The sequence below is a fragment of the Actinacidiphila sp. bgisy167 genome, from assembly GCF_965342175.1.
GTDB lineage: Bacteria > Actinomycetota > Actinomycetes > Streptomycetales > Streptomycetaceae > Actinacidiphila.
The window spans coordinates 54,867-79,576 of record NZ_CBDRBL010000023.1; the positions used below are offsets into that span (position 1 = coordinate 54,867).

23 protein-coding genes and 1 pseudogene are annotated in these 24,710 nt (G+C 73.3%); 14 read left to right on the forward strand and 10 right to left on the reverse strand.

The window, feature by feature from the left end; genetic code table 11:
• Positions 1-456: 456 nt before the first annotated feature.
• The 3 genes from ACRWND_RS12055 to ACRWND_RS12065 all read right to left on the reverse strand — a co-directional run bounded on the left by ACRWND_RS12055 (position 457) and on the right by ACRWND_RS12065 (position 3,319).
• Complete coding sequence (locus ACRWND_RS12055) at positions 457-1,623, reverse strand: MBL fold metallo-hydrolase (protein ID WP_431948698.1); 1,167 nt, start codon at positions 1,621-1,623, stop codon at positions 457-459.
• A gap of 266 nt (positions 1,624-1,889) precedes the next feature.
• Complete coding sequence (locus tag ACRWND_RS12060) at positions 1,890-2,321, reverse strand: PPOX class F420-dependent oxidoreductase (protein WP_431948699.1); 432 nt, start codon at positions 2,319-2,321, stop codon at positions 1,890-1,892.
• A gap of 335 nt (positions 2,322-2,656) precedes the next feature.
• Positions 2,657-3,319 carry a GNAT family N-acetyltransferase gene (locus ACRWND_RS12065; RefSeq protein ID WP_431948700.1) on the reverse strand — a complete coding sequence of 221 codons (663 nt, stop codon included), beginning with the start codon at positions 3,317-3,319 and terminating at the stop codon, positions 2,657-2,659.
• A 149-nt stretch (positions 3,320-3,468) separates the two neighbouring features.
• On the opposite strand from ACRWND_RS12065, the gene ACRWND_RS12070 reads away from it, so the two are divergent.
• The 4 genes from ACRWND_RS12070 to ACRWND_RS12085 all read left to right on the forward strand — a co-directional run bounded on the left by ACRWND_RS12070 (position 3,469) and on the right by ACRWND_RS12085 (position 8,762).
• Positions 3,469-4,605, forward strand: a complete 1,137-nt coding sequence (locus tag ACRWND_RS12070) for a site-2 protease family protein (protein WP_431948701.1) — start codon at positions 3,469-3,471, stop codon at positions 4,603-4,605.
• A 47-nt stretch (positions 4,606-4,652) separates the two neighbouring features.
• Complete coding sequence (locus tag ACRWND_RS12075; protein WP_431948702.1) at positions 4,653-6,188, forward strand: ATP-dependent DNA ligase; 1,536 nt, start codon at positions 4,653-4,655, stop codon at positions 6,186-6,188.
• Positions 6,189-6,998: 810 nt separating this feature from the next.
• Positions 6,999-7,988 (forward strand): quinone oxidoreductase family protein, encoded by a 990-nt coding sequence (locus ACRWND_RS12080; protein ID WP_431948703.1) that lies wholly within the window; start codon positions 6,999-7,001, stop codon positions 7,986-7,988.
• Positions 7,989-8,150: 162 nt separating this feature from the next.
• Complete coding sequence (locus ACRWND_RS12085) at positions 8,151-8,762, forward strand: CGNR zinc finger domain-containing protein (RefSeq protein WP_431948704.1); 612 nt, start codon at positions 8,151-8,153, stop codon at positions 8,760-8,762.
• 211 nt (positions 8,763-8,973) lie between these two features.
• On the opposite strand, the gene ACRWND_RS12090 is transcribed toward ACRWND_RS12085, so the two are convergent.
• Positions 8,974-9,483 (reverse strand): O-acetyl-ADP-ribose deacetylase, encoded by a 510-nt coding sequence (locus ACRWND_RS12090; protein ID WP_431948705.1) that lies wholly within the window; start codon positions 9,481-9,483, stop codon positions 8,974-8,976.
• Positions 9,484-9,536: 53 nt separating this feature from the next.
• Entirely contained in the window at positions 9,537-10,382 is an 846-nt protein-coding gene (locus tag ACRWND_RS12095) for an NUDIX domain-containing protein (protein ID WP_431948706.1), read from the reverse strand.
• 136 nt (positions 10,383-10,518) lie between these two features.
• Here ACRWND_RS12095 and dnaK point away from each other — a divergent pair, with 136 nt between their 5' ends.
• The 3 genes and pseudogenes from dnaK to ACRWND_RS12110 all read left to right on the forward strand — a co-directional run bounded on the left by dnaK (position 10,519) and on the right by ACRWND_RS12110 (position 13,332).
• Complete coding sequence (gene dnaK, locus ACRWND_RS12100; protein ID WP_431948707.1) at positions 10,519-12,375, forward strand: molecular chaperone DnaK; 1,857 nt, start codon at positions 10,519-10,521, stop codon at positions 12,373-12,375.
• A gap of 125 nt (positions 12,376-12,500) precedes the next feature.
• Positions 12,501-13,027 (forward strand): annotated as a pseudogene (locus ACRWND_RS12105) (TetR/AcrR family transcriptional regulator).
• An 86-nt stretch (positions 13,028-13,113) separates the two neighbouring features.
• Complete coding sequence (locus tag ACRWND_RS12110) at positions 13,114-13,332, forward strand: hypothetical protein (RefSeq protein WP_431948708.1); 219 nt, start codon at positions 13,114-13,116, stop codon at positions 13,330-13,332.
• Between the two features lie 169 nt (positions 13,333-13,501).
• On the opposite strand, the gene aroQ is transcribed toward ACRWND_RS12110, so the two are convergent.
• From aroQ to ACRWND_RS12125, 3 genes are all read right to left on the reverse strand, one after another.
• Complete coding sequence (gene aroQ / locus ACRWND_RS12115; protein ID WP_431948709.1) at positions 13,502-13,969, reverse strand: type II 3-dehydroquinate dehydratase; 468 nt, start codon at positions 13,967-13,969, stop codon at positions 13,502-13,504.
• Between the two features lie 20 nt (positions 13,970-13,989).
• The gene (locus tag ACRWND_RS12120) at positions 13,990-14,751 is read right to left on the reverse strand and encodes a pirin family protein (protein ID WP_431948710.1); all 762 of its coding nucleotides are present in this window, start codon (positions 14,749-14,751) and stop codon (positions 13,990-13,992) included.
• A gap of 1,185 nt (positions 14,752-15,936) precedes the next feature.
• Complete coding sequence (locus ACRWND_RS12125) at positions 15,937-16,191, reverse strand: hypothetical protein (RefSeq protein ID WP_431948711.1); 255 nt, start codon at positions 16,189-16,191, stop codon at positions 15,937-15,939.
• A 458-nt stretch (positions 16,192-16,649) separates the two neighbouring features.
• On the opposite strand from ACRWND_RS12125, the gene ACRWND_RS12130 reads away from it, so the two are divergent.
• Both ACRWND_RS12130 and ACRWND_RS12135 read left to right on the forward strand, forming a co-directional pair.
• Positions 16,650-16,796, forward strand: coding sequence for a hypothetical protein (locus ACRWND_RS12130; protein WP_431948712.1), 147 nt, complete (start codon positions 16,650-16,652; stop codon positions 16,794-16,796).
• A gap of 29 nt (positions 16,797-16,825) precedes the next feature.
• Complete coding sequence (locus ACRWND_RS12135; RefSeq protein ID WP_431948713.1) at positions 16,826-17,749, forward strand: carbohydrate kinase family protein; 924 nt, start codon at positions 16,826-16,828, stop codon at positions 17,747-17,749.
• Here the strand turns inward: ACRWND_RS12135 and ACRWND_RS12140 are convergent.
• A complete protein-coding gene (locus tag ACRWND_RS12140) occupies positions 17,725-18,846 on the reverse strand; it encodes a DUF6745 domain-containing protein (RefSeq protein ID WP_431948714.1) in 1,122 nt (373 codons plus the stop codon). The two genes, ACRWND_RS12135 and ACRWND_RS12140, sit on opposite strands and share 25 nt — an antisense overlap.
• Positions 18,847-18,866: 20 nt before the next feature.
• Positions 18,867-19,193 carry a hypothetical protein gene (locus ACRWND_RS12145; protein WP_431948715.1) on the reverse strand — a complete coding sequence of 109 codons (327 nt, stop codon included), beginning with the start codon at positions 19,191-19,193 and terminating at the stop codon, positions 18,867-18,869.
• A 228-nt stretch (positions 19,194-19,421) separates the two neighbouring features.
• Between ACRWND_RS12145 and ACRWND_RS12150 the strand changes: the two genes are divergently transcribed.
• Genes ACRWND_RS12150 through ACRWND_RS12170 form a run of 5 tightly spaced genes read left to right on the forward strand, consistent with a single transcriptional unit; the run spans position 19,422 to position 24,700 of the window.
• Positions 19,422-20,381, forward strand: a complete 960-nt coding sequence (locus ACRWND_RS12150) for an STM4015 family protein (protein ID WP_431948716.1) — start codon at positions 19,422-19,424, stop codon at positions 20,379-20,381.
• A 7-nt stretch (positions 20,382-20,388) separates the two neighbouring features.
• Positions 20,389-21,357 carry an STM4015 family protein gene (locus ACRWND_RS12155; RefSeq protein ID WP_431948717.1) on the forward strand — a complete coding sequence of 323 codons (969 nt, stop codon included), beginning with the start codon at positions 20,389-20,391 and terminating at the stop codon, positions 21,355-21,357.
• Positions 21,338-22,495: an STM4014 family protein gene (locus tag ACRWND_RS12160; RefSeq protein WP_431948718.1), complete on the forward strand. Its 1,158-nt coding sequence runs from the start codon at positions 21,338-21,340 to the stop codon at positions 22,493-22,495. Before ACRWND_RS12155 ends, ACRWND_RS12160 begins: the two co-directional genes overlap by 20 nt.
• Position 22,496: 1 nt before the next feature.
• Entirely contained in the window at positions 22,497-23,306 is an 810-nt protein-coding gene (locus ACRWND_RS12165; protein ID WP_431948733.1) for an STM4013/SEN3800 family hydrolase, read from the forward strand.
• On the forward strand, positions 23,303-24,700 hold the full coding sequence (locus ACRWND_RS12170; protein ID WP_431948719.1) for an STM4012 family radical SAM protein: 1,398 nt from the start codon (positions 23,303-23,305) through the stop codon (positions 24,698-24,700). The genes ACRWND_RS12165 and ACRWND_RS12170 overlap by 4 nt, the downstream gene beginning before the upstream one ends.
• Positions 24,701-24,710 lie beyond the last annotated feature (10 nt).

A 24,710-nucleotide genomic window follows, 5' to 3' on the forward strand; every position in this document is an offset into this window, starting at 1 on the left:
GCGCGGCCCCCCGTCGGTTCCGCCGCCTGGACGGACGACGCATGGCGCGAGGACTGTGCCCGGGCGGCCGTCGTCCAGCTCAACACCAGTCTCCGGGCGACCCGCAGCCAGTCCTCCGCGGCGTGGGCGGAACGCGACACCGACCTGCTCCCGCCTTTCACCGGCCGCCTGGGCGGCGGTCCGGTGGCGGCTGGGGCGAGATCGGCCGCAACTGGGCCCGGGTCACGGGCATCGACGTGGCCGAGGAGGCGACCGCCGCGCACCGCTGAGGCACCCGCCGCGGCGCGGACGGCGGTGCGGCGGGCTCCGCCGTCGCCCGCGCCGTGCTCCCGGACACCGTGGGCCGCAGGTTGCGAGAGCGAGCGGCGGCGCGGCGCCCGGTGCACACGGAGAGCACACGCTTCCCGGGGCGGAGTGGAAAGGGGCGGGCGCTGGGCGCGCCCGCCCCCCGCCCGCTCACGCCGGGGCGCTGTCGGGCTGTGTCGCGGCCGACCGCGCGTCGTCGCTGAGGGTGGGCCAGGTGCGCGCGGCGGCACCGTGCGCGATCGGCCGCCACCAGGGGACGAGCGGCAACCCGTTCGCGGGCTCGAAGGGCTCGCCGGGTCGCGGCACGGCGATGCGGGCGCCGGCGGCGAGCGCCGCGGTGGCGGTGCCCTCCGCGGGCTCCTCCCACGGGTGCGGGGCGAGGTTGAACGTGCCCCAGTGGATGGGGAGCATGACCTCGCCGCGCAGGTCCTGGTGGGCGCGGACGCCCTCCTCGGGGGTCATGTGGATGTCCGGCCAGAATTCGCTGTAGGCCCCGATCTGCACCATGGTGGCGTCGAACGGGCCGTACGCCTCGCCGATCTCGGCGAATCCGGGGAAGTAGCCGGTGTCGCCGCTGTGGTAGACGCGGTGCTCCGGTCCCGCGACGACCCAGGACGCCCACAGGGTGTGCTGGGTGTTGCGGATCGCCCGGCCGCAGAAGTGCCGCGCGGGGGTCGCGGTGAGGGTGAGGCCCGCGACCCGCGTCGACTCGTGCCAGTCCAGCTCGGTCATACGGTCCGCGGGGACGCCCCAGCGTTCCAGGTGGGCTCCGACGCCCAGCGGCACGACGAACCGGGTGCCCGAACCGGCCAGGGCCTTGATCGTGGGCATGTCGAGGTGGTCGTAGTGGTCGTGGGAGATGACGACCACATCGGCCTCGCCCGCGTCCTTCAGCGCGACCGGGGGCCGGTGGAGGCGCTTGGGCCCGACGAAGGAGAAGGGGGAGCACCGCTCGCCCCACACGGGGTCGAACAGGACGCGGCGGCCGTCGATCTCGCCCAGGACGGTGGAGTGGCCCATCCAGGTGAGCCGCAGTCCCGAGATCGGTGGAACGGTCAGCTCGGCGAGGGTCGCGGTGTGCAGCGGGATCTCCCCGGCCGGGGCCCTGCGCAACCGCGCCTCCTTGCGGAAGTACGTCCGGGCGAACCGCAGCATCGAGCCGGAGGGCGCCGTACGCGCGCCGACGGGGTTGGTGAAGACCCCGTCGGCGAAGTTCGGCGACCGCCGGATGCGCTCCATCCTCTCCCCGGAGGGGTTGTCCCCGAAAGCGGGGATGAGGCTGGAGAGCAGGGAACGCCTCGGACTGGGGCCGGACACGGTTCCTCCCGTTGGTCGGCGGTCACGAACGTGCCGTGAGCCGTCCGGCCCCGGCAGAACCAGTATGTACAGCGACAACTCCTACACCGGTCATTCCGGTTCCGCGCTCCTTCGCCGAATTCGGCGGCCGCGCCTGCGGCACGTCGCTGACCAGCCTGTTCGCATGGGCGACGGTGGCGCCGACCTGCGTTCTCGATGGTGCCACCGTCGCGGGCCGGTCGCCGCCCGCCCCTGCCCGGCGCGCGGCCGGGACCGCCCGCGCCGGGCTACGCGGGGCGGGGCTGGCCGTACACGCGTTCGACGTTGAACTTCAGCACGAGGCGCTTGTCCTCGACCATGGCGCGGCGGTAGTCCTCCCAGTCGGGGTGCTCGCCCTGGATGGCCCGGTACAGGTCGATGAGCTCCTCGACGGTGGCGTCGCCGCGCTCCGCGGCGACGGGGGTGAGCTCGGCCGTGCCCTCCGCGACGGTCCAGGCCCAGCGGTCGGGCGTGGTCACGTGGTAGCTCGCCCGGGGGTCGCGGCGCAGATTGCGGGTCTTGGCCCGGTCGTCGGTGAGGGAGACCCGCAGCACCCTCGTGTCCGGGTCGTAGTGGTGGTTGACGTTGGACAGCTGGGGGCGGCCGTCGCGCTTGAGGGTGACGAGCACGCCGTCGCGGGTGTCGGCGAGCAGCCGGAGGAGGGCTTCGTTGTCGCTCATGACTGCCTCAACGACCGCCGGGGAGCCAGGATTCCGGGAACGCCTCGTGGCGGGCACTGCCGCGTGGGACGCGGGGCGGCCCTTCCGCGTTGCGCGCGAGCGGCCCTCGGTCGCCTCGCCGGGCCGCACGCGCCGCGGGCGCCTGCGCACGGCGCACCCGCGCGGCACGTCCGCTTGTTCCCGGCGCCGCGAGCCGGCCGGCCTCGATGCCTCCGGCCTCCGCACCGGAACCACGCGGCGCCCCGCCCTCCGGCTCCGTCCCCGACGTCCCTCTTGCGCCCCCGGGACCCGGCGGACGGCGCGGCGGACGGCGCGGCGGCGGTATCCGGCTCTCGTCACCCGCCGGCTGCCGCCGGCCGGGCCGGTGGCGACGTGTCGCGCCCCAGGTATGTCAGAGGGCCGGGGTCCGGAACGGGAAGCTCACGGAAACCCAGCCGGTCATAGAAGGTGCGGGCGGCGGTGTTGGCGGTCACCATGCCGAGGTGCACGGCGCCGACGCCGCGGGCCGCGAGGGCGGCGAGGAAACGCGCCATCAGCTCCCGCCCGTAGCCGCGCCTCTGGTGATCGGGCAGCAGGTCGATGTGCAGGTGCGCGGGGTGGTCGGCGAGTTCGGGCACGATCATGCGCTCGGGGCGGTGCAGCAGGGCCGCCAGTTCGCCGTCCGGGGTGACCGGGGTCCCGGACGGCTTCGGGTGGCGGTGCCCGAGCCGCGGGAGCCACTCGAGGCGGTAGCGCCGCACAAAGGCGGCGGTGTCCGCGGTGCCGACGATGTAGCCGACGGCGCGCGTACCGTCGTCCACGACGAAGGCGAGTTCGGGCTCGAGGTGGACATAGGGCCCCGCGAAGACGTCCGGCAGCAGGTCGTGGTCCGCGTAGAGGTGCCGCGCGTCGCCGCCTTCGTGGCCGGTGCGTACGCAGACGTCGTAGACGGCGGCACGGTCCGCCGGGCGGTAGGGGCGGATCAGCGGGGGTGGGGTCGTGCGGACGGATGCGGCCATGCGGGGCATGATGCCGCATGGGAGCGCTCCCACGCCCTTTGGCGGGCCCCCGCGCTCCGGACCTCGTCGACGGGCGGCTCCGGGACACCGGACCACGGCGCCACCACGTCGGCCGCGGGCCGGTCGGAGTGACACTGGAAGGAGGAGTCATGAACGGTTCGATCCAGGTCGGGCGCGTGTTCGGGGTCCCGCTCCGCATGCACTGGAGCGTCCCCGTTCTCGTCGTGCTGCTCGCCTACGGGCTCGGCCGCGAGACCCTTCCCGCCTGGGTCCCGGGCCTGTCGGGGACCCTGTACACCGTCGCGGCGGCCGCGGGCGCGGTCCTGCTGATGGCGAGCCTGCTCGCGCACGAGGTCGCCCACGCGGCCACGGCCCGCCGTGAGCACCTGTCGGTGGAGGACGTCACCTTGTGGGCCATGGGCGGCATGACGCGCATGGGACGGCCGAGCTCCGCGGGCGTGGCCTTCCTGGTGGCGGTCAGCGGCCCGGTGACCAGCCTGGTCATCGGGGGCGCCGCCCTCGGCGCAGGCATCGGTGTGGATGCGGCGGCCTCCCATTCGCTGCCGGGAGCACTCCTGATCTGGCTCGGCTGGGCGAATCTGCTGCTCGGCGTCTTCAATCTGCTGCCCGCCGCACCCCTGGACGGCGGCCGGGTGCTGCAGGCCCTGCTGTGGTGGCGCACCGGGGACCGCGACCGCGCCGACCGGGTCGCCGGGCGCGGTGGGCAGGTCCTCGGGTTCTTCTTCGTCGCGGCCGGCTGGCTCGCCTTCGCCCGCGGCGCGCCCAGCGGTCTGTGGCTCGCCCTCGTGGGGATCTTCATGGCGCTCACGGCGGGCGCCGAGCGCCGGCGCGCGGTCATCAGCGCCGCCCTGCGCGGCGTGCGGCTCGGGGACGCCATGTCCGCTCCCGTCGTGACGGCCCCCGACTGGCTGCCGGTGAACCGCTTCATCGACGAGGTCGCGGTCGCCTCCCGGCACTCCACCCTGCCCCTGGTCGACTTCGACGGCCGTCTCAGCGGAGTGCTGCTACTGCGCCGGCTCACGTCCGTCCCGGCGGAGCGCCGCGCCGACGTGCGGGTCCGCGACATCGCCGTCCCGCTGTCGCAGACCGCCACCGGCGCGCCGGACGAGTTCGTCGACGACGCCCTCGAGCGCCTCAGGCCCGGCGCGGGCGGTGTGCACGTCGTCGTCGTCGACGGGGGCCGGCCGGTGGGCATCGTGACCGGGAGCGACATCTCCCGGCTGGTCCGGAACCGCCGCATCGCGGGGGGCCCGCGGCCGCTGTGACAGGCGCGCCCGCTGCGCGCACGGCAGGGGTGGTCCAGGATGGTGCCATGCTGCTCGCGGAGCTCGCCCGGACGTCCCGGGAGGTGGCGGCCACGACCGCCCGGTCGGAGAAGGTGGCGGCGCTGGCCCGGCTGCTGCGTGCCGCGGAGCCCGACGAGGCGCCGGTGGTGATCACGTACCTGGCGGGCCGGCTGCCCCAGCGCCGTACCGGGGTCGGCTGGAGCACCCTGCGGGAGCGGACGGAGCCGGCGGCGGCGCCCCGGCTGACCGTGCGCGAGGTCGACGGGGCGCTGGACCGGATAGCGGCGGTCACCGGCAAGGGGGCGACAGCGGAACGCAGGCGTCTGGTGGCGGAGCTGATGGGGGCGGCCACCCGGCAGGAGCAGACGTTCCTGCTCGGGCTGATCGGAGGGGAGCTGCGCCAGGGCGCGCTCGACGCGCTCGCGGTCGAGGGACTCGCCGCGGCCGCGGACGCGCCCCCGCAGGAGGTGCGGCGCGCGGTGATGCTCGGCGGTTCTCTCGGCGCCGTGGCGCGGGCGTTGCTGGCCGGCGGCCCGCAGGCGCTGGCGGCGTTCCGTCTGGAGGTGGGCCGGCCGGTGCAGCCGATGCTCGCCCAGACAGCCAAGGACGTGGACGAGGCCCTGGACCGGCTGGGCCCGTGCGCGCTGGAGGAGAAGCTGGACGGCATCCGCGTCCAGGTGCACCGCAAGGGCGAGGACGTACGCGTGTACACCCGCACACTCGACGAGATCACCGGCCGACTTCCCGAAGTCGTGGCAGCAGCAAGGGAGTTGGAGGTGGATGAAGCCGTGCTCGACGGTGAGGTCATCTCCTTCGGAGAGGACGGCCGTCCGCGCGCCTTCCAGGAGACCTCCTCCCGGGTGGGCTCGCGCCTGGACGTCACGGCCGCCCGGGCGTCACTGCCTGTGGCACCCGTCTTCTTCGACCTGCTGGCGGTCGACGGCCGCGACCTGCTGGACCTGTCCACGGCCGAGCGCCACGAGCAGCTGGCCCGGGTGGCCCCCGCGCCGCGCAGGGTGCGCCGGCTGGTGGCCGCCGACCCGGGCGATCCGGCCGTCCGGCAGGCGGCCCGCGACTTCGCGGAGGGCGTGCTGGAGCGGGGCCACGAGGGGGTCGTGGCCAAGGCTCTCGACGCCCCGTACAGCGCCGGGCGGCGCGGCGCGGCCTGGCTCAAGGTGAAGCCCGTGCACACCCTCGACCTGGTCGTCCTCGCCGCCGAGTGGGGCCACGGCCGGCGCACCGGCAGGCTGTCCAACCTCCACCTCGGGGCCCGCCGGCCCGACGGCACTTTCGCGATGCTGGGCAAGACATTCAAGGGCCTGACCGACGCCATGCTCGCCTGGCAGACCGAGCGCCTGCGGGAACTGGCCGTCAGCGACGACGGATGGGTGGTCCGGGTCCGCCCGGAGCTGGTCGTGGAGATCGCTTTCGACGGCCTCCAGCGCTCCAGCCGCTACCCGGCGGGCGTCACGCTCCGCTTCGCCCGCGTCCTGCGCTACCGCGAGGACAAGACGGCCGCCGAGGCGGACACCGTCGACACGGTGCTGGCACTGCGGCGTTGACCCGCCTGATCCCGGGCGGCCACCGCGTGCCCCGCTGCCGCGGAACCGAGTGCCCGCGGTGTGCGGCGTCGTCGATGCCGGCCGTGGATGTCATGGCCTTCTGATCCGCAGCCATGGCCAGGTCGGTCAGCGGGGGCCGGCCCATCGAGATCAGGAGCGCCGGCCAGCCGACGCCGCGGGCCGCGCGGGCGCGCTTCGGGGGCAGCCGCTCGACGGACTCGATGGCGATGCCGACATGTGGTTACGCGGCCTCGCCGGAGGCCGGTCCGCCCGTCTTCGCGGTCCCGGCCATCGCGGGCCCCGGTCGCGCCGCCGCGGCGGTGGGACCAGCTCCGCTGCTCGGAGGCGGGATCCGGCTTGTCCCGCGTGGCCCGTATCAGCAAGCACCTCGCCCCGACAGCAAGCACCTCGGCTCGACGCCAGGGCCTGAGCGGCGGCGGTCGTGGCACCGCCCAGGCCGCGCTCGTCGGCGACCTGGCGCTGCTCCCGCTCCTCCTGCCGCAGTCCGCGCGGCGCCCGGCGGTGCGGCTCGGCCCCCCGCGCCTGCTCCTCCGGGGCGTACAGGCACCCGTCTGGCCGTCAAGAGGGTCCGCCAGGAAGGGCTTGCGGCGCTTCGACGATGCTTCCGGACGGTCGGCTCCACACCACTACCCCGGTCGGCCACCCGGGACGTATGGCGGCAGTCGCCTTTGAGGACAGGACAGAGCCCGACCCAGCCAGAGACAGAAATAATCAAACGGGTTACAGTTCTTTCATCCATGAGCCATCGGTCGTCCGACCGATCGGTGGGGCCGAGGTGAGGAACGAGTCATGCGCGCGATCGAATACGACCGGTTCGGCGGCTATGAGGTACTGGAACTGCGGGAGAGGAACCTGCCGGTGCCCACCGAGGGGCAGGTCCTCGTCAGGATGTCGGTGGCCGGGGTGAACCCGCTGGACGAGACGGTGCGGTCGGGAAAGCTCGCACCCACCCTGCACAAGCCGCTGCCGATCCGGCCGGGTGGCTTCGGTGTGGGACGGGTCGAGGAGCCCGGCGCCTCGGGACTGGCTGCGGGTGACCGCGTCGTGCTGAGCGGAGGACGGTACGGGGTGAGCGCCGACGGTTCGTGGGCCGACTACATCGCGGTCGACGCGGCCCACCTGCTGCCGATCCCGGACGGCGTCGACGACGAGACCGCCGCCGCGCTGACCACCGGCGCCGGCTACCTGACCGCCTACCTGGCGCTGAAGGAGCTGGCGGGCTTCCGCAGCGGCCAGAGCGTGCTGGCGCCGGGCGTCGGCGGTGCGGTCGGTCAGGGCGGCGTCGAGGTCGCCCGCGTCCTGGGCGCCTCGCAGGCCATCACCACGGCCACCACCACCGAGAAGGCGGAGCTGGGCCGGTCCGCGGGGTACGAGGTCATCGACCTCACGCAGGAGTCGCTGCGTGAAGGGGTGGCGCGGCTGACCGACGGCAAGGGCGTGGACGTCGTGCTCGACGGCGTCGGGGGTTCGGTCACCGGGGAGGCACTCGGCTCGTTGGCCGTGGACGGCACCCTCGTCAGCATCGGTTACGCGGCCGGAGTGCGTGCCGATATCAATGTGACCGACCTTATATGGAAGAACGCCCACGTCCACGGGTTCAGGTTCGCCTTGTTCACGCCCGAGCAGGTCAACGCCGCCAATGCGGTCCTGCTCGACCTGGTCTCGCAGGGTGAGCTCCAGCCGAAGGTGGCGGAGGTCCTCCCGCTGGAGAAGGCTGCCGAGGCGCAACGCCTGCTGGCCGAGGGCGGCCCCTTCGGCCGCATCCTGCTCGCTCTGTGACCCGGCCCGCCGCGACACGTTGACACGGGGCATCTGCCACAGCGCCAAGGGGGTCCTGACGGGCACGTCGGCAGTGCGGACGTGTCCGTTAGGATCCGCTGGCACACCGTGTCGGTACTGCGTGCGCCAGGGGAATTCGTTTCCCGGAGAGAGGGATACGCCATGACGTGGTCGGCCACGGATCGCTACGCCTTGGAGCCTGCTCCCGGCGGTCTCGCGTTCGTCCAGGAACTGCTCAACACCACGTCCGCCGGCAGGCCGCGTCATGCAGACTGGCTCGACGACCCCACCACCGCGCAGACGTGGCTGAGCGAGGCGCTCGCCCGGTGGAGCACGGCTTCCGGTCGGCCCGCTCCTGCTGTGGACCTCACTGATCGCGACTGCGAGGCACTGCGGGGCCTGAGACGGGCTCTGCGCGAGCTTCTCTCCGATCAGAGCGACGGCGCCGAGGCCGTGTCCGAAGAGGTACAGGCCGCCCTTCCCCCACTGTCCGTCTCGATGCAGGTCGACGAACACGGCACCGTCATCGCAGAACCTTCGGGTCATGGATGGCGGAGGGTCGCATCGCTCGCGCTGATCGAATGCCTCCAGGCCCAGCAGACCGGCCAGCGGCGGCGGCTGAAGATATGCCGCAACGAGCGCTGCCAGTGTGCGTTCTACGACCGTTCACGCAACAACAGCGGCGTCTGGCACGACGTGCGGGTCTGCGGCAACGCCGCAAACCTGCGGGCCTACCGCGCCCGCCAGCGAGAACAGGCCGCCTCCGGCCAGTGAATCTCACGCCACGCCCTGCCACACGGTGGGCGTGACTCGACGGCTGGGGAAGCGGCCCGCCGGATACCAGGCGGACGGCGGGCCGACGAACGGTGCGGGGGCCAGAGCGTTGCCCGGTTCGGCCGGGAGAGGATCTCCGGTCCGCCAGAGGGATCCGGTGGGCCTCGACGGGGGTCCGGGGCCGCGGAGGCGCTTCGCCGGCGGCCGACCGTCAGCCCAACTGCGCCGCGAACGCCTCGTAGGCCCGCTCGTCGAAGAGTACGAACCTGACCTCTTCGACAGCGGTGACGGCTCCACACACCGCCTCGACGGCGACACGCGCGGCGCCGTCCAGCGGCCAGCCGTAAGCGCCGGCCGAGATCGCCGGAAAGGCGACGGTCCGCGCTCCGAGATCGTCGGCGACGCGTAGGGACTCCGCATAGCAGGACGCCAGCAGGGACGGGTCGGCGGCGGACGCCTGGTACACCGGACCGACGGTGTGGATCACCCAGCGGGCGGGAAGCCGGCCGGCCGTGGTGGCGACGGCCTGCCCGGTGGGCAGGCCGCGCCCGTACCGCGAGGCGCGCAGCGCACGGCACTCCTCGAGGATCTGCGGGCCGCCGCGGCGGTGGATGGCGCCGTCGACGCCGCCGCCCCCGAGCAGCGAGGAGTTGGCGGCGTTGACGACGGCGTCCACGGACTGCTGAGTGATGTCCCCCCGGACGAGGGTGATGCGTGCCATGCCGTGGATCCTGCCACCGCCGGGGCCCCGCCGCCCGGGCGTTTCCGCGACGGTCACCAGTCGCAGGGCACCCGCAGGTCGAGCAGCGAGTCGCAGAACTCGGCAGGGCGCTCCGGCCAGCCCTCGCGGTGCCAGTGCGCGATGCGCCAGCCCAGCCGTTTGGGCCACAGCGGCAGGCTCCGCAGATCCTCCACGGGGACCCAGACGGGCTCGGCGGCCTTCTCGAGGTCCAGACAGGCGCGCGGGGCGATCTCGCCGTGCGCCTCGACGAGGAAGTAGTACCCCGGGCGCGAGCCGTGGTGGACCCGGTTCACCCGGGCGATCTCCCGCCTGATGGTGCCGCTCATCCCCGTCTCCTCGGCCAGTTCGCGCAGCACGGCCGCCTGCGGGGTCTCCCCCGGCTCGACCCCGCCGCCGGGTATCTCGTAGTACTCGCCGCGGCGGTGGCGGTAGCGGATGAGCAGCGCGCGGCCGCCCCGGATGATCACCGCTCCGGCCCGTGTCCGCTTGGGCGGCCGGCCGAGCGGGTCCTCCAGCACGAGACGGCCCCACCACCAGGGCGGTCCGTCCCAGGAGCGCAGGATGGCCTCCCACGCCGTCCAGGGCGCGAGGGACAGGTGCAGGGCCTCGTCCCGGCCGAGCAGCCGGGCGGGCGGGGGGCCGGAGTCCGGCGGCACGGCGGCCCGGTAGTACAGATGGGTGCCATCGGACGCGCGCACCTCCAGACAGGGCCGAGGGTCGGTGCGGACCGCGACGCCGAGAATGTCGCGGGCCGCCTCGCGGGCACTCCCCGCGGGGTCCGCGCGTGGCGGTACGGGGGCCTCGGGCAGGCTCAAGTCGCTGCGCACGGCAAGGCGTCGGTCGTGGAAGAGGATCACTCCCGCATGCAGTGAGGACATCCCGCCGACGCTAGCAGCGCCCGCCCCCGGTGCCCCAGGCCTCTACCGGCTCATCTGCCCGGCGGGAGGGCCACGGGCGGCCGTCTGGTGGTCGGCCTCCGCCCGTCGCACTCTGGAAGGGAGGAGGCGAGCTGACATGACACGTCCGGTCGGTATTGACCTCGGCACCACCAATTCGGTGGTCTGCGCGTTGGAGGGCGGCGAGCCCAGCGTCATCACCAACACGGAGGGAGCGCGGACCACGCCTTCGGTGGTGGCCTTCAGCAAGGGCGGCGAGGTTCTCGTAGGCGAGATCGCCAAGCGCCAGGCCGTGACCAACGTGGAGCGCACCGCGCGTTCCGTGAAGCGGCACATGGGCGACCCCGACTGGCGGTTCCCCGAGTCCGGCACCATCGACGGCAAGCGCTACACGGCCCAGGAGATCTCCGCGCGCGTGCTGCAGAAACTCAAGCGCGACGCGGAGGCGTACCTCGGGGAGGACGTGACGGACGCGGTGATCACGGTGCCGGCGTACTTCAACGACGTCCAGCGCACCGCGACCAAGGAGGCCGGGGAGATCGCGGGCCTGAAGGTGCTGCGGATCATCAACGAGCCCACGGCGGCGGCCCTGGCGTACGGCCTGGACAAGGAGAACGACCAGACGATCCTCGTCTTCGACCTGGGCGGCGGCACCTTCGACGTCTCCCTGCTGGACATCGGTGAGGGCGTGCTGGAGGTCAAGGCCACCAACGGCGACACCGGGCTGGGCGGCGACGACTGGGACCAGCGGATCGTCGACCACCTCGTGGAGCGCTTCAAGAGCTCCTACGGGCTGGACCTGTCCAAGGACAAGATGGCACTGCAGCGGCTGCGCGAGGCCGCCGAGCGGGCCAAGATCGAGCTGTCCTCGTCCACCGAGACGACGATCAACCTGCCCTACATCACGGCGTCCGCCGAGGGCCCACTGCACCTGGACGAGAAGCTCACCCGCGCCCAGTTCCAGCAGCTGACCGCGGACCTCCTGGAGCGCTGCAAGGGCCCCTTCCACCAGGCGGTGAAGGACGCTCGGATCAACGTCGCCGACATCGACCACGTCATCCTGGTGGGCGGGTCGACCCGGATGCCGGCGGTCGCGGAGCTGGTGAGGGAGCTGACCGGCAAGGAGCCGCACAAGGGCGTGAACCCGGACGAGGTCGTCGCGGTCGGCGCCGCGCTGCAGGCCGGTGTGCTCAAGGGCGAGGTCAAGGACGTCCTGCTGCTGGACGTCACCCCGCTGTCCCTGGGGATCGAGACCAAGGGCGGCATCATGACCAAGCTGATCGAGCGCAACACGACCATTCCCACGAGGCGCTCGGAGATCTTCACCACGGCCGAGGACAACCAGCCGTCGGTGCAGATCCAGGTCTACCAGGGCGAGCGCGAGATCGCGGCGTACAACAAGAAGCTCGGTGTGTTCGAGCTGACCGGGCTGCCCCCGGCGCCGCGCGGCATCCCGCAGATCGAGGTCTCCTTCGACATCGACGCCAACGGGATCATGCACGTCACGGCCAAGGACCTCGGCACGGGCAAGGAGCAGAAGATGACCGTGACCGGCGGCTCGGGGCTGCCGAAGGCGGACATCGACCGCATGATGCGCGAGGCCGAGCAGCACGCCGAGGAGGACCGCGAGCGCCGCGAGGAGGCCGAGACGCGCAACAACGCGGAGAGCCTGGTCTACTCCACCGAGAAGCTGCTGCGGGACAACCCCGACAAGGTCCCGGGCGATCTGAAGTCGGAGGTCGAGTCGGCGGTGGGGGAGCTGAAGGAGCAGCTCAAGGGCACGGACGCGGCCGGCATCCGCCAGGCGACCGAGCGGCTGACCGCCTCGGCCCAGAAGATCGGCACCGCGATGTACGCCCAGGCCCAGGCGGCACAGTCCCAGGCGGGCGGGGGCGGGGCCTCGCACACGGCGCCGCCGACGGGCGACGACGACGTGGTGGACGCCGAGATCGTCGACGACGACAAGCGGGAGTGAGGGGCGGCGTGGACCGCGCCGGGCGGCCCCCCGGGGTGAGCCGCGGTTCGGCGGCTCACCCGACGCGTGCGGGCCCGCGCCGACGGCGGCCACGTCGCGCGGTCCCCGCTGCTCAGGACGGCCAGGTGCTCTGCGCGGAGGGGAGCCACTCCGTCGGTGTCGAGCGCATCGTCGCGGAGGCGCAGGTCGCGCGAGCGGCGTTCTGCCGCCGCTTCCCCGGCAAGGAGGACCTCGTCGTCGCGTACCGGGACGAGGCGGACCGCGCCCTGCGCGCCCGGGCCCGCGCGGCGGTCGCGGCAGGGCTCCCGGCCGCCGACACGCTCCGGGCCATCGGCGCGGCCATCGCCCATGACATCCGGTCCCCCGGCTTCCGCGGGTGCGCCTTTTTCACGCCGTCGGCCGAGTACCCCGACGCCGATCACCCCGTACACCTGGCCGTCCTCGGCACCGCCAGTGGTTCCTCGGCACCGTCACGGCGCTTATGGCCGAGGCCGCGGTCCGGGAGCCTTCGGCCGAAGCCGCCGCCCGCCACTTCATGATGACGCGCGACGGGGCGATGGCCGCCGGGCGTCTCTTCGACCCGGCGCTGGTGTGTGGGACCTTCCTGCACGGTGTCGAAGGACTCCTCGAGGCCCACGGCCGTACCCCCTGACACCGGGCCGGCGCGCACCGTGTGGCCGCGCAGGCGGTGGCCGGCGGGGGACTGCGGAGGCAGCGGCCCGGGTGCACCCTGGAGGCATGGAGACAACCCACAAGGTCGATGTGGCGCCGTTCGCGGCAGACCACCGCTACCGCCGGGTGCACATCCAGGGCGTGGGGTGGCAGGAGTTGGAGCGGGAGGAGTTCGAGCCGCGGGTGCGGGGCGCCTTCCCGGACATCGACGTGTCGGACCCGGAGCAGGTGCATTGGGCCGACCACCCCGGCGAGTGGCCGCGGTGGCAGCCGGGCGAGGCCTGAGCGCGGCGGTCCGCGGGGCTTGCGGGCCCGGACGCGGCGGTCCGCGGGGCTTGCGGGCCCGGGCCTGGCGGGCCCGGGCCTGGCGGGGTCCGAGCACGGCAACCGGGCCTGGCGGGATCCCGGCACAGCGGTCTGCCGCGGAACAGCGCGGGAAGCCGTCCTGCGGGCGTCAGCCGGCGCCGTGCTCCAGCAGTGCGGCGATCCGCTCGACGGCGAACGCGTAGCCCTGCACCCCGCACCCCGCGATCACGGCGTCGGCGCGTGCCGAGACATAGCTGTGGTGCCGGAAGGCCTCGCGCCGGTGGATGTTGGAGATGTGCACTTCCACGACGGGGAGGCCGTCGCAGGCGTTGAGAGCGTCCAGGATCGCCACCGAGGTGTGGGAGTAGGCGCCCGGGTTGATCACGATGCCCGCGTGGCGTTCGCGGGCCTCGTGGATCCAGTCGATCAACTGCCCCTCGTGGTTGCTCTGCCGGCAGTCGGCGCTCCCCCCGTATCGCTCCGCCGTCGCGGCGCACAGCGCCTCGACGTCGGCGAGGGTCTCGGAACCGTAGATCTCGGGCTGCCGCCGACCGAGCAGGTTGAGGTTGGGACCGTTGAGGACCATGATCGGCGCGCTCGCGAGGGTACGGGTCATGTCCCCAAGGTCTACCACGATCACCCGAAGGTGATGGCGGCGTCCATCTCCCAGACCAGCACCTCGGCGCCCTCGGCGCCGGCCGTGATCCGCTGGCCCTCGGCTCCTGTGACGCGTACGGCGTCGCCCTTGGCGAGGAGTCCGGCGCCCTCCAGGGCGACCTCGCCCTTGGCGACGTACAGGTGCACAAAAGGCGCGGTGGGCAGAGCGAGGGTCTGCTGCGGGGTCATGCGCGCGGCCTGCAGGGCGGCGTGCTTCTGCCGGATGGAGATGGCGCGCTCGCCGCGGTCGCGGTCCCTCCCGGAGGCGACGGTGACCCAGCCGCCGCGGGCGAGCTCGTCGTTGATGTCGAGCTGTTCGTAACCGGGCTTGATCCCCTGCTCGTCGGGGAAGACCCACATCTGCACGAAGTGGACGGGCTCCTTGTGCTCGGGCGCGCCGGTCAGCTTCCAGCTGTCGTTCTTCTCGCTGTGCAGGATGCCGGTGCCCGCGCTCATCCGCTGGGCGAGGCCCGGGTAGATGACGCCGTTGTGCCCCTCGGAGTCCTGGTGCACCAGGCCGCCCTCGAGCACCCAGGTGACGATCTCCATGTCCCGGTGCGGGTGCGTGTCGAAGCCTGTGCCGGGGGCGACGACGTCGTCGTTGGACACCAGCAGCAACCCGAAGTGGGTGTTCTTCGGGTCGTAGTGGTGGCTGAAGGAGAAGCAGTGGTGCGAGTCGAGCCAGCCGGCGCGGGTGTGGAACCGCTGGCCGGCGCGGCGGACATCCAGCTCGGTGGCCATCGGGATTCTCCTTCTGCGGTGTGCGGGCGCTGTCAGCCAACCTAACATGTTGAATCTCGAACTATATTCCCTGATGCCACGCTCCGGCGCGAGCCTCGAGGATCACGTCTTCTCCGGCCCGGGGCAGGTTCCCCGGCGGCAACCCCTACCCCGCCGCGCACGGCCTCCGGGGCGCCCTCCGCACCCGTCGGCTCGTCCGGCACGGGTTACCGCTCCCGGTCGGGACGCGCCGCCGCGTGCACGTATGCGCTCACGCTCCGGCGCCGCCGGTCGTCCGGGTGTCGGCCTGGATCGTCCCACCTCGCAACCGAACACCGATGCGACTTTCGGCTGCACGGGCGAGCACCTTTCCCGCATTCGCCCGGGTTCCCCACCGACGCCCCCGCGTCCGCCGGAACACGGAATCCCCCTCAGCCCGGACGCCCCGGTTCCCGGTCCGGCACCCGGGGCGGGCCGCCGCCGTAGTCGAGCCGTTCCGCCGTCCTGACCAGCCGGTCCAGTGCGGCACCGTCCCGCGGCCCGCCGTGCAGAGCACGGCAGGCCCGTCCCACAACGCCGTACAGACGAACGGAAAACAGACGTTTCGCGCTCCAAAACGCCATTTCCCGCCACCCCTTCCGCCGGTTAGAAATATCTACCAGGGTCGAGCGTAGGAGAAATGCGCCTTCGAAACCGGCAATGGAGTGGCGGCCCGCCGCCGCGGCGGATCCGCGAGCGTGAAGCGGGCACGGGAACACGGCGAGAGCGGGACGGCCCTGCTCCCCGCCGAGCGCCTCCGGGACGTGCTCAGCGTGCCCGAGGACCCCGGCCTGCGGATCCCGGCGTCCTGCTGCAGACCCTCGCGAAGCCCGACAACCACGGAGGCCGACCCGCCCTCGCCGACACGGCCGCCCGCAGTCGGGCGGGCCATGGGATCCGCTGCGTAAGAGGTCGCGCGGATAGGCGGGGTGGAGAAAGGAGCGGGTCGAGGGCCGAGTCCGGCAAGGCGGAGAAGGGAGACGCAGCGGAGCTGCGGCGACCGACGACAACGCCGCCAGGCGAGAGCCATCGACCCGCGACGCCGGCCCGCCTATCACAGCCGAGCAGCACACTTAAAGATCAAGCTAAGCCGAGGCGCGCGCATCGCCGTCCTGCCCCGCACCGGGCCGCGGGGGATGGACAACCGGGACGGGCGCCTCCGCTCACCTACATCGAGGGAACCGGCCCCGCCCCAGGCAGCTGTGGCGGCAGATGGCCGGCGCTGAACCCGGTCGCGTGCGGTACGTCGCCCCGCGCGGGGGGTCCGGGGACGGCACGCCCGCGGGCCCGCCAGTCGGCCAGGAGTTCCGTGTAGATCGGCGGGTCCATCCAGTAGGCGCCCGTCAGTTCCGCGAAGGTCCGGTGGTGCTCCAGGTGGCCCAAGGGAAGGGATCCGAGGAGCGAGGATGTGCTGCTGTCCATGTCCCCTTGCAACGCGGCTCATGCGCCGCTGGTACGTCCGGGGCAGCAGGGCCACTGGAACGAGTGAGCGCGCCACCCTCGTTGGGGTTCTTCCGCCCCCTACCCCTTCACTGTCCGGCCGCAGTGGGGTACATACGGCGTCTCCCGGCTGCGCTTCAGGGGCTCATCTCGCGGGGAGAGGGCCAGTAGAGAACCCGCGGCCTCCTGCGTTGCGGTCATGTGACGGCCGCGGGACTCCGGTGCACTTCCGGGCCCTGCCTGTGAAGCAACGATTCGCAGCTCGTGCCCCCCGCCCCCGGTCGGCGTCCGTACTCGGGGGAAGTTCGGCATGCGTTCGTACGGGAACCTCGTCGCAGCCGAGGATGCGCTGCTCTTCGTCAACGTGGCGGTCACCTCGACCGGCCGGCGTCCACAGGACGCGGACGAACAGCGGATGTCCCTGGACCCTCCGCGCCTACGTGCTGGCAATCATCGACAAGGCCCAGCTGGGACTGCGGCTGGAATCCGCCGGTTTCGGTTTCCTGCTCCGCGAGGACGTCCTGGACGGATACCGGCGCGGGAGCGCCCGCGCTGATCGCGCGCCCGGGGGCCACCACCGGCCGTAGCATGGCGCCGGGTGGTGAAGGAGGTGCGCATGACAGCGCGAGAGCCGGCATACGACGTGCTCGTTGTCGGGGGTTCAGGCGTGGATACCGTGGTGCGGGTGGACGGCCTTCCCATACCGCTCGTGGACTCCCTGGGAGTGGGGCCGGTCCTGGAGTGGCCCGGCCAGACCGGCGGCAACGTGGCGCTGGGCTGCCGCACGCTCGGCATGACCGTGAAATTCCTCGACTTCGTCGGCGAGGACTGGGCCGGCACGCTGCTCCGGGAGCGTCTGGCTCACGGCGGCGTCGACTTCGATCCGCTGATCTCCCCCGCGGGCACCCGCCGGGCCGTCAACCTCGTGGACGCCACGGGCCGCCGGACGTCCTTCTACGACGGACGCGACCCGGCCGACCTGCGGATGCCGCGCGAGTTCTATCAGCCGCACCTGCGCCGGGCCCGGCATGTGCATCTGTCCATCTCGCACTTCACCCGCTTCCTCTACGACGACATCATGGAACTCGGTCTGCCCGTCTCGGCCGATCTGCACGACTGGGACGGCCTGACGGAACACCACAGGGAGTTCGCCCACCGCTCCGACCTGGTCTTCCTCAGCGCCGCGGGCACGGCAGGACGCATCGCGGACGTGATGCGCGGCATCCTCCGCGACGGCCGCGCCCAGGCCGTGGTCGCCACCGCGGGCGCTGACGGCGCCTACCTGCTCGCGCGCGACGGGGACGGCACCCTCCAGCACATCCCGGCCGTCGCCCCGCCCGGCCCGGTGGTGGACTCCAACGGCGCGGGCGACGCCTTCCTCTGCGGCTTCCTCTACGGGCACATGCGCGGCCTGGACCTCGTGTCCTGTGCCCGCCTCGGCGCGACGGCCGGTGCGTACGCCTGCACGGCGGACGGCAACCTGGCCCTCATCGACGCCGCGACGCTGGAATCCGCTCAGGTCTCCCGCTGCGGCTCGTAGTCGGCCTCCTCCAGACCGAACGTCCAGGCGACCCCCTCGCGAGCCGTCCGGGTCCGCGGCGGCACCCGCAGCCAGTAGGTGCGGTGGGTGCCGTCCGGTTCCGGCGTGGAGTTGACGACCTCGACCATCACCAGCGGCTCGTCACCCTCCAGTTCGATCCGCCACAGCAGCCCGGCCGCGTCCCTCTGCACGGGCTCCGCCCCGGACTCCTCCAGGAAGCGCTCGTAGCCGTAGTGCTCCAGCATCACCCGGCGCAGTTCGGCGTTCCCCTCCTCGCGTATCCGGCGCGGGGTCAGCCCGGTGAGCCCGTCGAGGAACTCGGCGGGGACCGGCATGCCGCGCCAGGCGTGCAAGGCGAAGCCGTCCGCGAAGGCCAGCGCGGGGCCGTCGCCGCGGTCCAGCCGGCCGGCCTCGTCCCGGTGCAGTTCGAGGGGGCGTTCGGCGACGACCGCAGTCCGCTCGTACGGCCACCACCAGCCGGCGTTCCTGGCGACCGCGGCGATGCCGTCGAGCTCCCGTGTGTCCTCCATGCCGTCGAAGGCGGCCAGCCAGGCCGCGTCGTGCTGCCCGAACACGGCGTCGAGCAGGGCGAGCCGTACGGCCTGCCCGCCCCCGGGCACCGCGGGCGCGGCATCGGCCACGGCGGTCCGTATCCGTTCGGTCAGCAGCACCGTCGTGTCCCACAACTGGGCACCGGTGACGGCCCAGTGATCCGCCCAGCCGGCCGGCCCGAGCCGGTCGGCCGACCGTCGGCGCGCGGCGGCCCACGGACGCGTGCGCACCGCGTCGCGGACGCTGCCACCCGCCGTTCCGTCCGCCGTCAGGCGCACAACCAGGCCCACCGCCTCCAGCGGCGACGCCGCCCACACGATCCTTTCCGGCACCGGCAGGCCGGCCAGCCGGTAGGCCAGGCGCACACCCTCCTCCGCCGCCGCCCGGTCCGCAGGTCCGGTCGCCGCGACGACCCCACGCCACAGCGCCGTCGCGTCCGCGACCCCGGCCGATTCCGCCGCCGCCCCGCTCGCGTCCCCCGCCCCGCTCGCGTCCGCAACCCCGGCCGTGCTCCTCGCCGCCACCGTCGTCACCGCTGTCGTCATCGCTCGTTCCCCCGTCCTCGTCAGTCCGCCACGACGCGCACCGCGCCGGGCACGTACTCGCGCTGCCGCACCACCCGGTACCAGCCCTTGGGCAGCGGTATCGCCGCGTGCTCCTCGTGCACCACCCGCCCGCCGTCCGGGAGATGCAGGTACGCCGCACCGAACGGACCCGCCTCGCGCACCAGCGTCCCCGGCCCGACCACCGCGTGGGCGTGCCCGGTCACCTCCCCGAGGGCCAGCACGATCCTGCCCCGCGCGTCCCGCGGCTGCCGCGGCAGCCGATCCGTGCCCGGCGGCACGGCCGCCTCCTCGACGGGCACGATCAGGACGTCCCCCTGCCGGTACATGCGCGTCTCCCTTCGCCGTCGGCGCCCGCCGACCCGATGTCCACGACGCTACGCGGGGGGTGTGACAACGCTCCCCCTGCGGCCTGTGCACAGCCCGCGGCAGCCGCTGTCCGTGCGGCTTGGTAGAACTCTTGGCAAGTACAAGGCACCACCGCCTCTCGGCAGTGGCAGCCCCGCCCGAAGCGGCCGCCGCACGGCTCCGCGTCCGTCCACCCCGGGAGACCATCGATGGACTACGTCGAACATCTGCAGGAACTGAATGGCCTGCCGGCCTTCGACTTCCCTCCTCCCGACGCCCGGCAGGAGCTGCTGCCGGCTGCCGGCGCGGTGGCATGGCGACTGGCCGTCAACCCCTGGGACGACGACGCGAAGGAGACCTTCGCGCAGCTGTGGGACCGCTTCCTGGAGACGGTGGAGCCCGCCGGGGTGCGGGCCGTGGTCGCGGGTCAGTGGGGCGAGCCGTACGACAACGACTCCGGTGCCGTCGTGCGGCTGCTCGTGGACGCCCGGGAGCGGCTGACCGCGCTGGAGGCCGTGTTCATCGGCGATCTCGAGTCGGAGGAGGCCGAGATCTCCTGGATCGAGCAGTCCGACGTGACGCCGGTGCTCGAGGCCTACCCGAAGCTGGAGGTGCTGGGCGTCCGCGGCGGCACGGGGCTGCGCTTCCCCGCCGTCCGCCACCAGCGGCTGCGCACGCTCCGCTTCGAGGCGGGAGGTCTGCCCGGCGAGGTCGTCCGCGGGGTCGCCGCGAGCGAGCTCCCCGCGCTGGAGCACTTGGAGCTCTGGCTCGGCGTGGAGGAGTACGGGGGCGACGCCACCGTCGCCGACCTGGCACCGGTCCTCGCCGGCGGCCGCTTCCCCGCCCTGCGCCACCTCGGCCTGCGCAACAGCGAGATCCAGGACGAGATCGCCGCCGCCGTCGCCGCGGCTCCCGTCGTGGCCCAGCTCTCCTCGCTCGACCTGTCCCTGGGCGTGCTCACCGACGAGGGTGTGACCGCCCTGCTCGCCGGCCAGCCGCTGACCCATCTGGACTGGCTCGACCTCCACCACAACTTCGTCACCGAGCCCATCGCCGAGCGCGTTCGGGCCGCCCTCGAACCCTCGGGCGTCGAGGTCGACCTCTCGGACCCCGGCGACGAGGACGAGTGGGACGGCGAGGTCCACCGCTACACCGCCGTCGCGGAGTGAGGCCTTCATGACTGTCGCACACCATCTGGAAACCCTTTACGGTCTCCCCGTGTACACCCTGCCCGAGGCCGGCACCGCCGAACTGCCCGAGCCGGATGCCGTGGCCTGGCGGCTGGACTGCTTCGAGGCCGGCGACATCCCCTTCTCCCGGGTGTGGGCCCACTTCACCACGGCGGTCGACACCACGCGGGTGCGCGCCCTCGTCATCGGGCCGTGGTGGGACGACGACGAGTACTCCGAACTGCGTCCCGCGCTGGAGCTGGTGCTGGCGGACGCGGAGGGCTTCCCCGCGCTGCGCGCGCTGTTCCTGGCCGATGTGATCGGCGAGGAGTGCGAGATCTCCTGGCTGCAGATGACCGACGTCACGCCCGTTCTCGAGCACTTCCCGCGGCTGGAGGAGTTCGGTGTGCGCGGCGGCGACTCCGAGGGCATCGGCGAGGAGCCGCTGTCGCTGCGCCCGGTCCGCCATGAGGCGCTGCGCGTGCTGCGCTTCGAGTCCGGCGGGCTGCCCGGGGCGGTGGTGCGGGCGATCGGCGCCAGTGAACTGCCCGCGCTGGAGCACCTGGAGCTGTGGCTCGGCGTGCCGCAGTACGGAGGCGACGCCGCGGTGGCCGACCTGGCGCCGGTCCTCGCCGGCGGCTGCTTCCCCGCCCTGCGCCACCTCGGCCTGCAGGACAGCGAGATCCAGGACGAGATAGCGGCGGCAGTGGCCTCGGCGCCCGTCGTGGCGCAACTGGAGAGCCTGAGCCTGTCCATGGGGATCCTCACCGACACCGGTGCCGAGGCGCTGCTGGGCGGCCAGCCGCTCACCCATCTCAAGCGGCTCGACCTGCATCACCACTTCCTGAGCGAGTCCCTGGCCGACCGGCTGCGCGCGACCGTGGAATCCGCGGGCACCGAGATCGACCTGTCGGAGCACCGCGAGCCGCGCCGCTGGCAGGACCAGGAGTGGCGTTATGTCGCCGTCTCCGAGTAGCGGCACCGGCGGCGTGCTCGACGTCACCGTGGTGGGCAACCCCGGCAACCGCAGGACGACGCTGTTCGCTGCGGCGGTGCGGGCAGCGGGGCATCCCGCGCCGCGCGTGCTGGCGTGGCGCGACGTGCTGCGCGGAGAGTACGCCTTCGCGCCCGGCGAGTTCGTGCGCCTCGACTCCCCCGGAGAGGACGCCGAGGTCGACCGGCTGCTGCGGGGCGCCGACGACCCGGCCCGGGTCGAGGGCACCGCGCTGTGGTACCGCCGGTTCACCGCCGCCGTGCGGGAGGTGACGGTTTCGGCCCGCCGGGCCGGCGCGGTGCCGTCCGCCGACGCAGGGGAGATCGCCGTCCTGTTCGACAAGCGCCGCTGCCACGCCCGGCTCGCAGCGGCGGGCGTCCCGGTGCCGCCCGCTCTCGACGGGCCACCGGTTCGCGGTTGGGCGGAGCTCAAGGAGCGCCTGCGGGCCGCAAGGATCTCCCGGGCGTTCCTCAAGCCCGCCCATGGCTCCTCCGCCTCGGGTGTGGTGGCGCTGGCGACGGCGGGTCCCGACCGGGTCAAGGCGAGGACCTCGGTGGAGACTACCGGCGACGGACGCCTGTTCAACTCGCTGCGGGTGCGCGAATACCGCACGGAAGCGGAGGTGGCCGCCCTCGTGGACGCGCTGGCCCCGGACGGGCTGCACGTCGAGCGCTGGGTGCCGAAGGCGTCCCAGCACGGCCGGGCGGCCGACTTGCGGGTGGTGGTGGTCGCCGGCCGTGCCACGCACGCCGTCGTCCGCACGAGCCCGCACCCGATGACGAATCTGCACCTCGGCGGTGCCCGCGGCGACCTGGACACGGCGCGCGCGGCGATCCGCGCGGCGGGCGGCGACTTCACTGACGTGCTGGGGACCGCCGAACGGGCTGCCGCGTGCTTCCCCGGCACGCTCTGCGTCGGCGTGGACATCCTGCCCGCGAGAGGCTGGCGGCGCTTCGCCGTCGGCGAGGTCAACGCCTTCGGGGATCTGCTGCCCCGGCTCACCGGCCTGCCGGGCACGGCAGCCGAGGGCCTGGACACCTACGCCGCCCAGGTGGCCGCCGTACCGGCGACGCTGGAGCGCGCGCGACGCGAGGAGCACCACCATGACGCCACCGCTTGACATGAACCAGATCGTGGGCAACCACGACATCCTGCTGGTCACGCTGGACACCCTCCGCCACGACGTGGCGGAGGAGTTGGCCGCGGCCGGCCGCATCCCCCACCTGGCCCGCCATCTGCCCGGCGGCAGGTGGGAGCGCCGGCACGCACCCGGCAGCTTCACCTACGCCTCCCACCAGGCCATCTTCGCGGGCTTCCTGCCGACGCCCACCGCCCCCGGACCCCACCCGCGGCTGTTCGCGGCGCGCTTCGCGGGCAGTGAGAGCACCGCGGACGGCACCTTCGTGTACGACACCCCGGATCTGGTTTCGGGCCTGGCCGCGGCGGGCTACCGCACGGTGTGCATCGGCGGCGTCGGTTTCTTCAACAAGCAGGCGCCGCTGGGGTCGGTGCTGCCCGGGCTCTTCCAGGAGAGCCACTGGGAGCTGGAGTTCGGCGTCGCCTCGCCCACCTCCTTCGAGGCACAGGTGATCCGTGCCGAGGAGGTCGTCGCGGCCCTGCCGCCGGAGCGGCGGCTGTTCCTCTTCGTGAACGTGTCGGCACTGCACCAGCCCAACTGGTTCCACCTGCCGGGCGCCACCCGGGAGGCGGGCGACTCGCGCGCCACGCACGCCGCCGCCCTCGAGTACGTCGACCGCCATATCGGCAGGCTCTTCGCCGCCGCCTCGAGCCGCCGTCCGTGCCTGGCCGTCGTGTGCTCCGACCACGGCACGGCCTACGGCGAGGACGGCCACACCGGCCACCGCATCGGCCACGAGGTCGTGTGGACGGTGCCCTATGCCCACTTCCTCCTCGACGGGGCCGCCCGATGACCTCCACCGACGTGACGCTGTCCCCGACGCCCTCGGCCGCGGCCTCGCCGCGACCGTACCGGCACTACGTGTACGCCTATCCGCACAAGACGGCCTACCGCGCGCTCCCCCGCGAGCAGGCCCGGTTGCGGGATCTGTGGGCGGACGAGCCGAAGAACGCGCTGTCCCTCTACTTCCACATCCCGTTCTGCGAGGTCCGCTGCGGATTCTGCAACCTCTTCACCCGGATCGGCGCGCCCGACGGCCTGGCCACCGCCTACCTGGATGCTCTGGAGCGCCAGGCCGCGGCGGTGCGGGAGGCCCTGGGCGAGGGCGCGCGGTTCGCCAACGCGGCCTTCGGCGGCGGCACTCCCACGTATCTGTCGGCCACCGAGCTGGAGCGGCTCTGCGACCTCGCCGAAGGCGGCCTGGGCGCCGATCTGCGCGCCATACCGCTCTCCGTGGAGGCCTCGCCGGCCACCGCGACGGCCGACCGGCTCAGGGTGCTCGCGGAGCGCGGCACGACGCGGCTGAGCCTGGGCGTGCAGAGCTTCGTCGAGGCCGAGGCCCGCGCGGCCGTCCGCCCCCAGCGCCGGGGCGACGTCGAGGCGGCGCTGGGCAGGATCAGGGAGGCGGGCATCCCCGTCCTCAACATCGACCTGATCTACGGCATCGACGGCCAGACCGAGCGGTCCTGGACGCAGTCGCTGGACGCCGCGCTCGCCTGGCGTCCCGAGGAGCTGTATCTGTACCCGCTGTACGTGCGCCCGCTCACCGGCCTCGGCCGGCACAGCACCGCTACCACCGGCGCCGCCGGCAGCGACCGGAGCGAGGCGGCGTGGGACGAGCAGCGGTTGCGGCTCTACCGCCACGGCCGCGACCATCTGCTGGCACACGGCTACGAGCAGGTGTCGATGCGCATGTTCCGCCGTACGGGCGCCCCGGCCGCCGGCGGCGGGGACTACGCCTGCCAGACCGACGGCATGGTGGGCCTCGGCTGCGGGGCCCGCTCGTACACCTCCACGCTGCACTACTCCTTCGACTACGCCGTCGACATGCACCGCATCCGCGGCATCATCGACGCCTACACGGCGCGCACCACGCGGGAATTCGGCCACGCCGACTTCGGCTGGGCAATGGACGACGAGGAGGCCCGCCGCCGGCACCTGCTGCAGTCCCTGCTGCAGGCCGAAGGGCTGCCCGTCGCCGAGTACCGGGCCCGGTTCGGCACCTCTCCCGGGGAGGACTTCGCCGAGGAACTGGAGCACTTCGCCGACCGGGGCTGGCTGGACGCGGCCGCGGGGCCGGAGGTGCTGCGGCTGTCGCCCGAGGGCCTCGCCCATTCCGACGCGGCCGGTCCCGAGCTGTTCTCCACCGCCGTGCGCCGGCGCATGGCCGCCTACGAACCCAAGTGAGGCCCCCGCC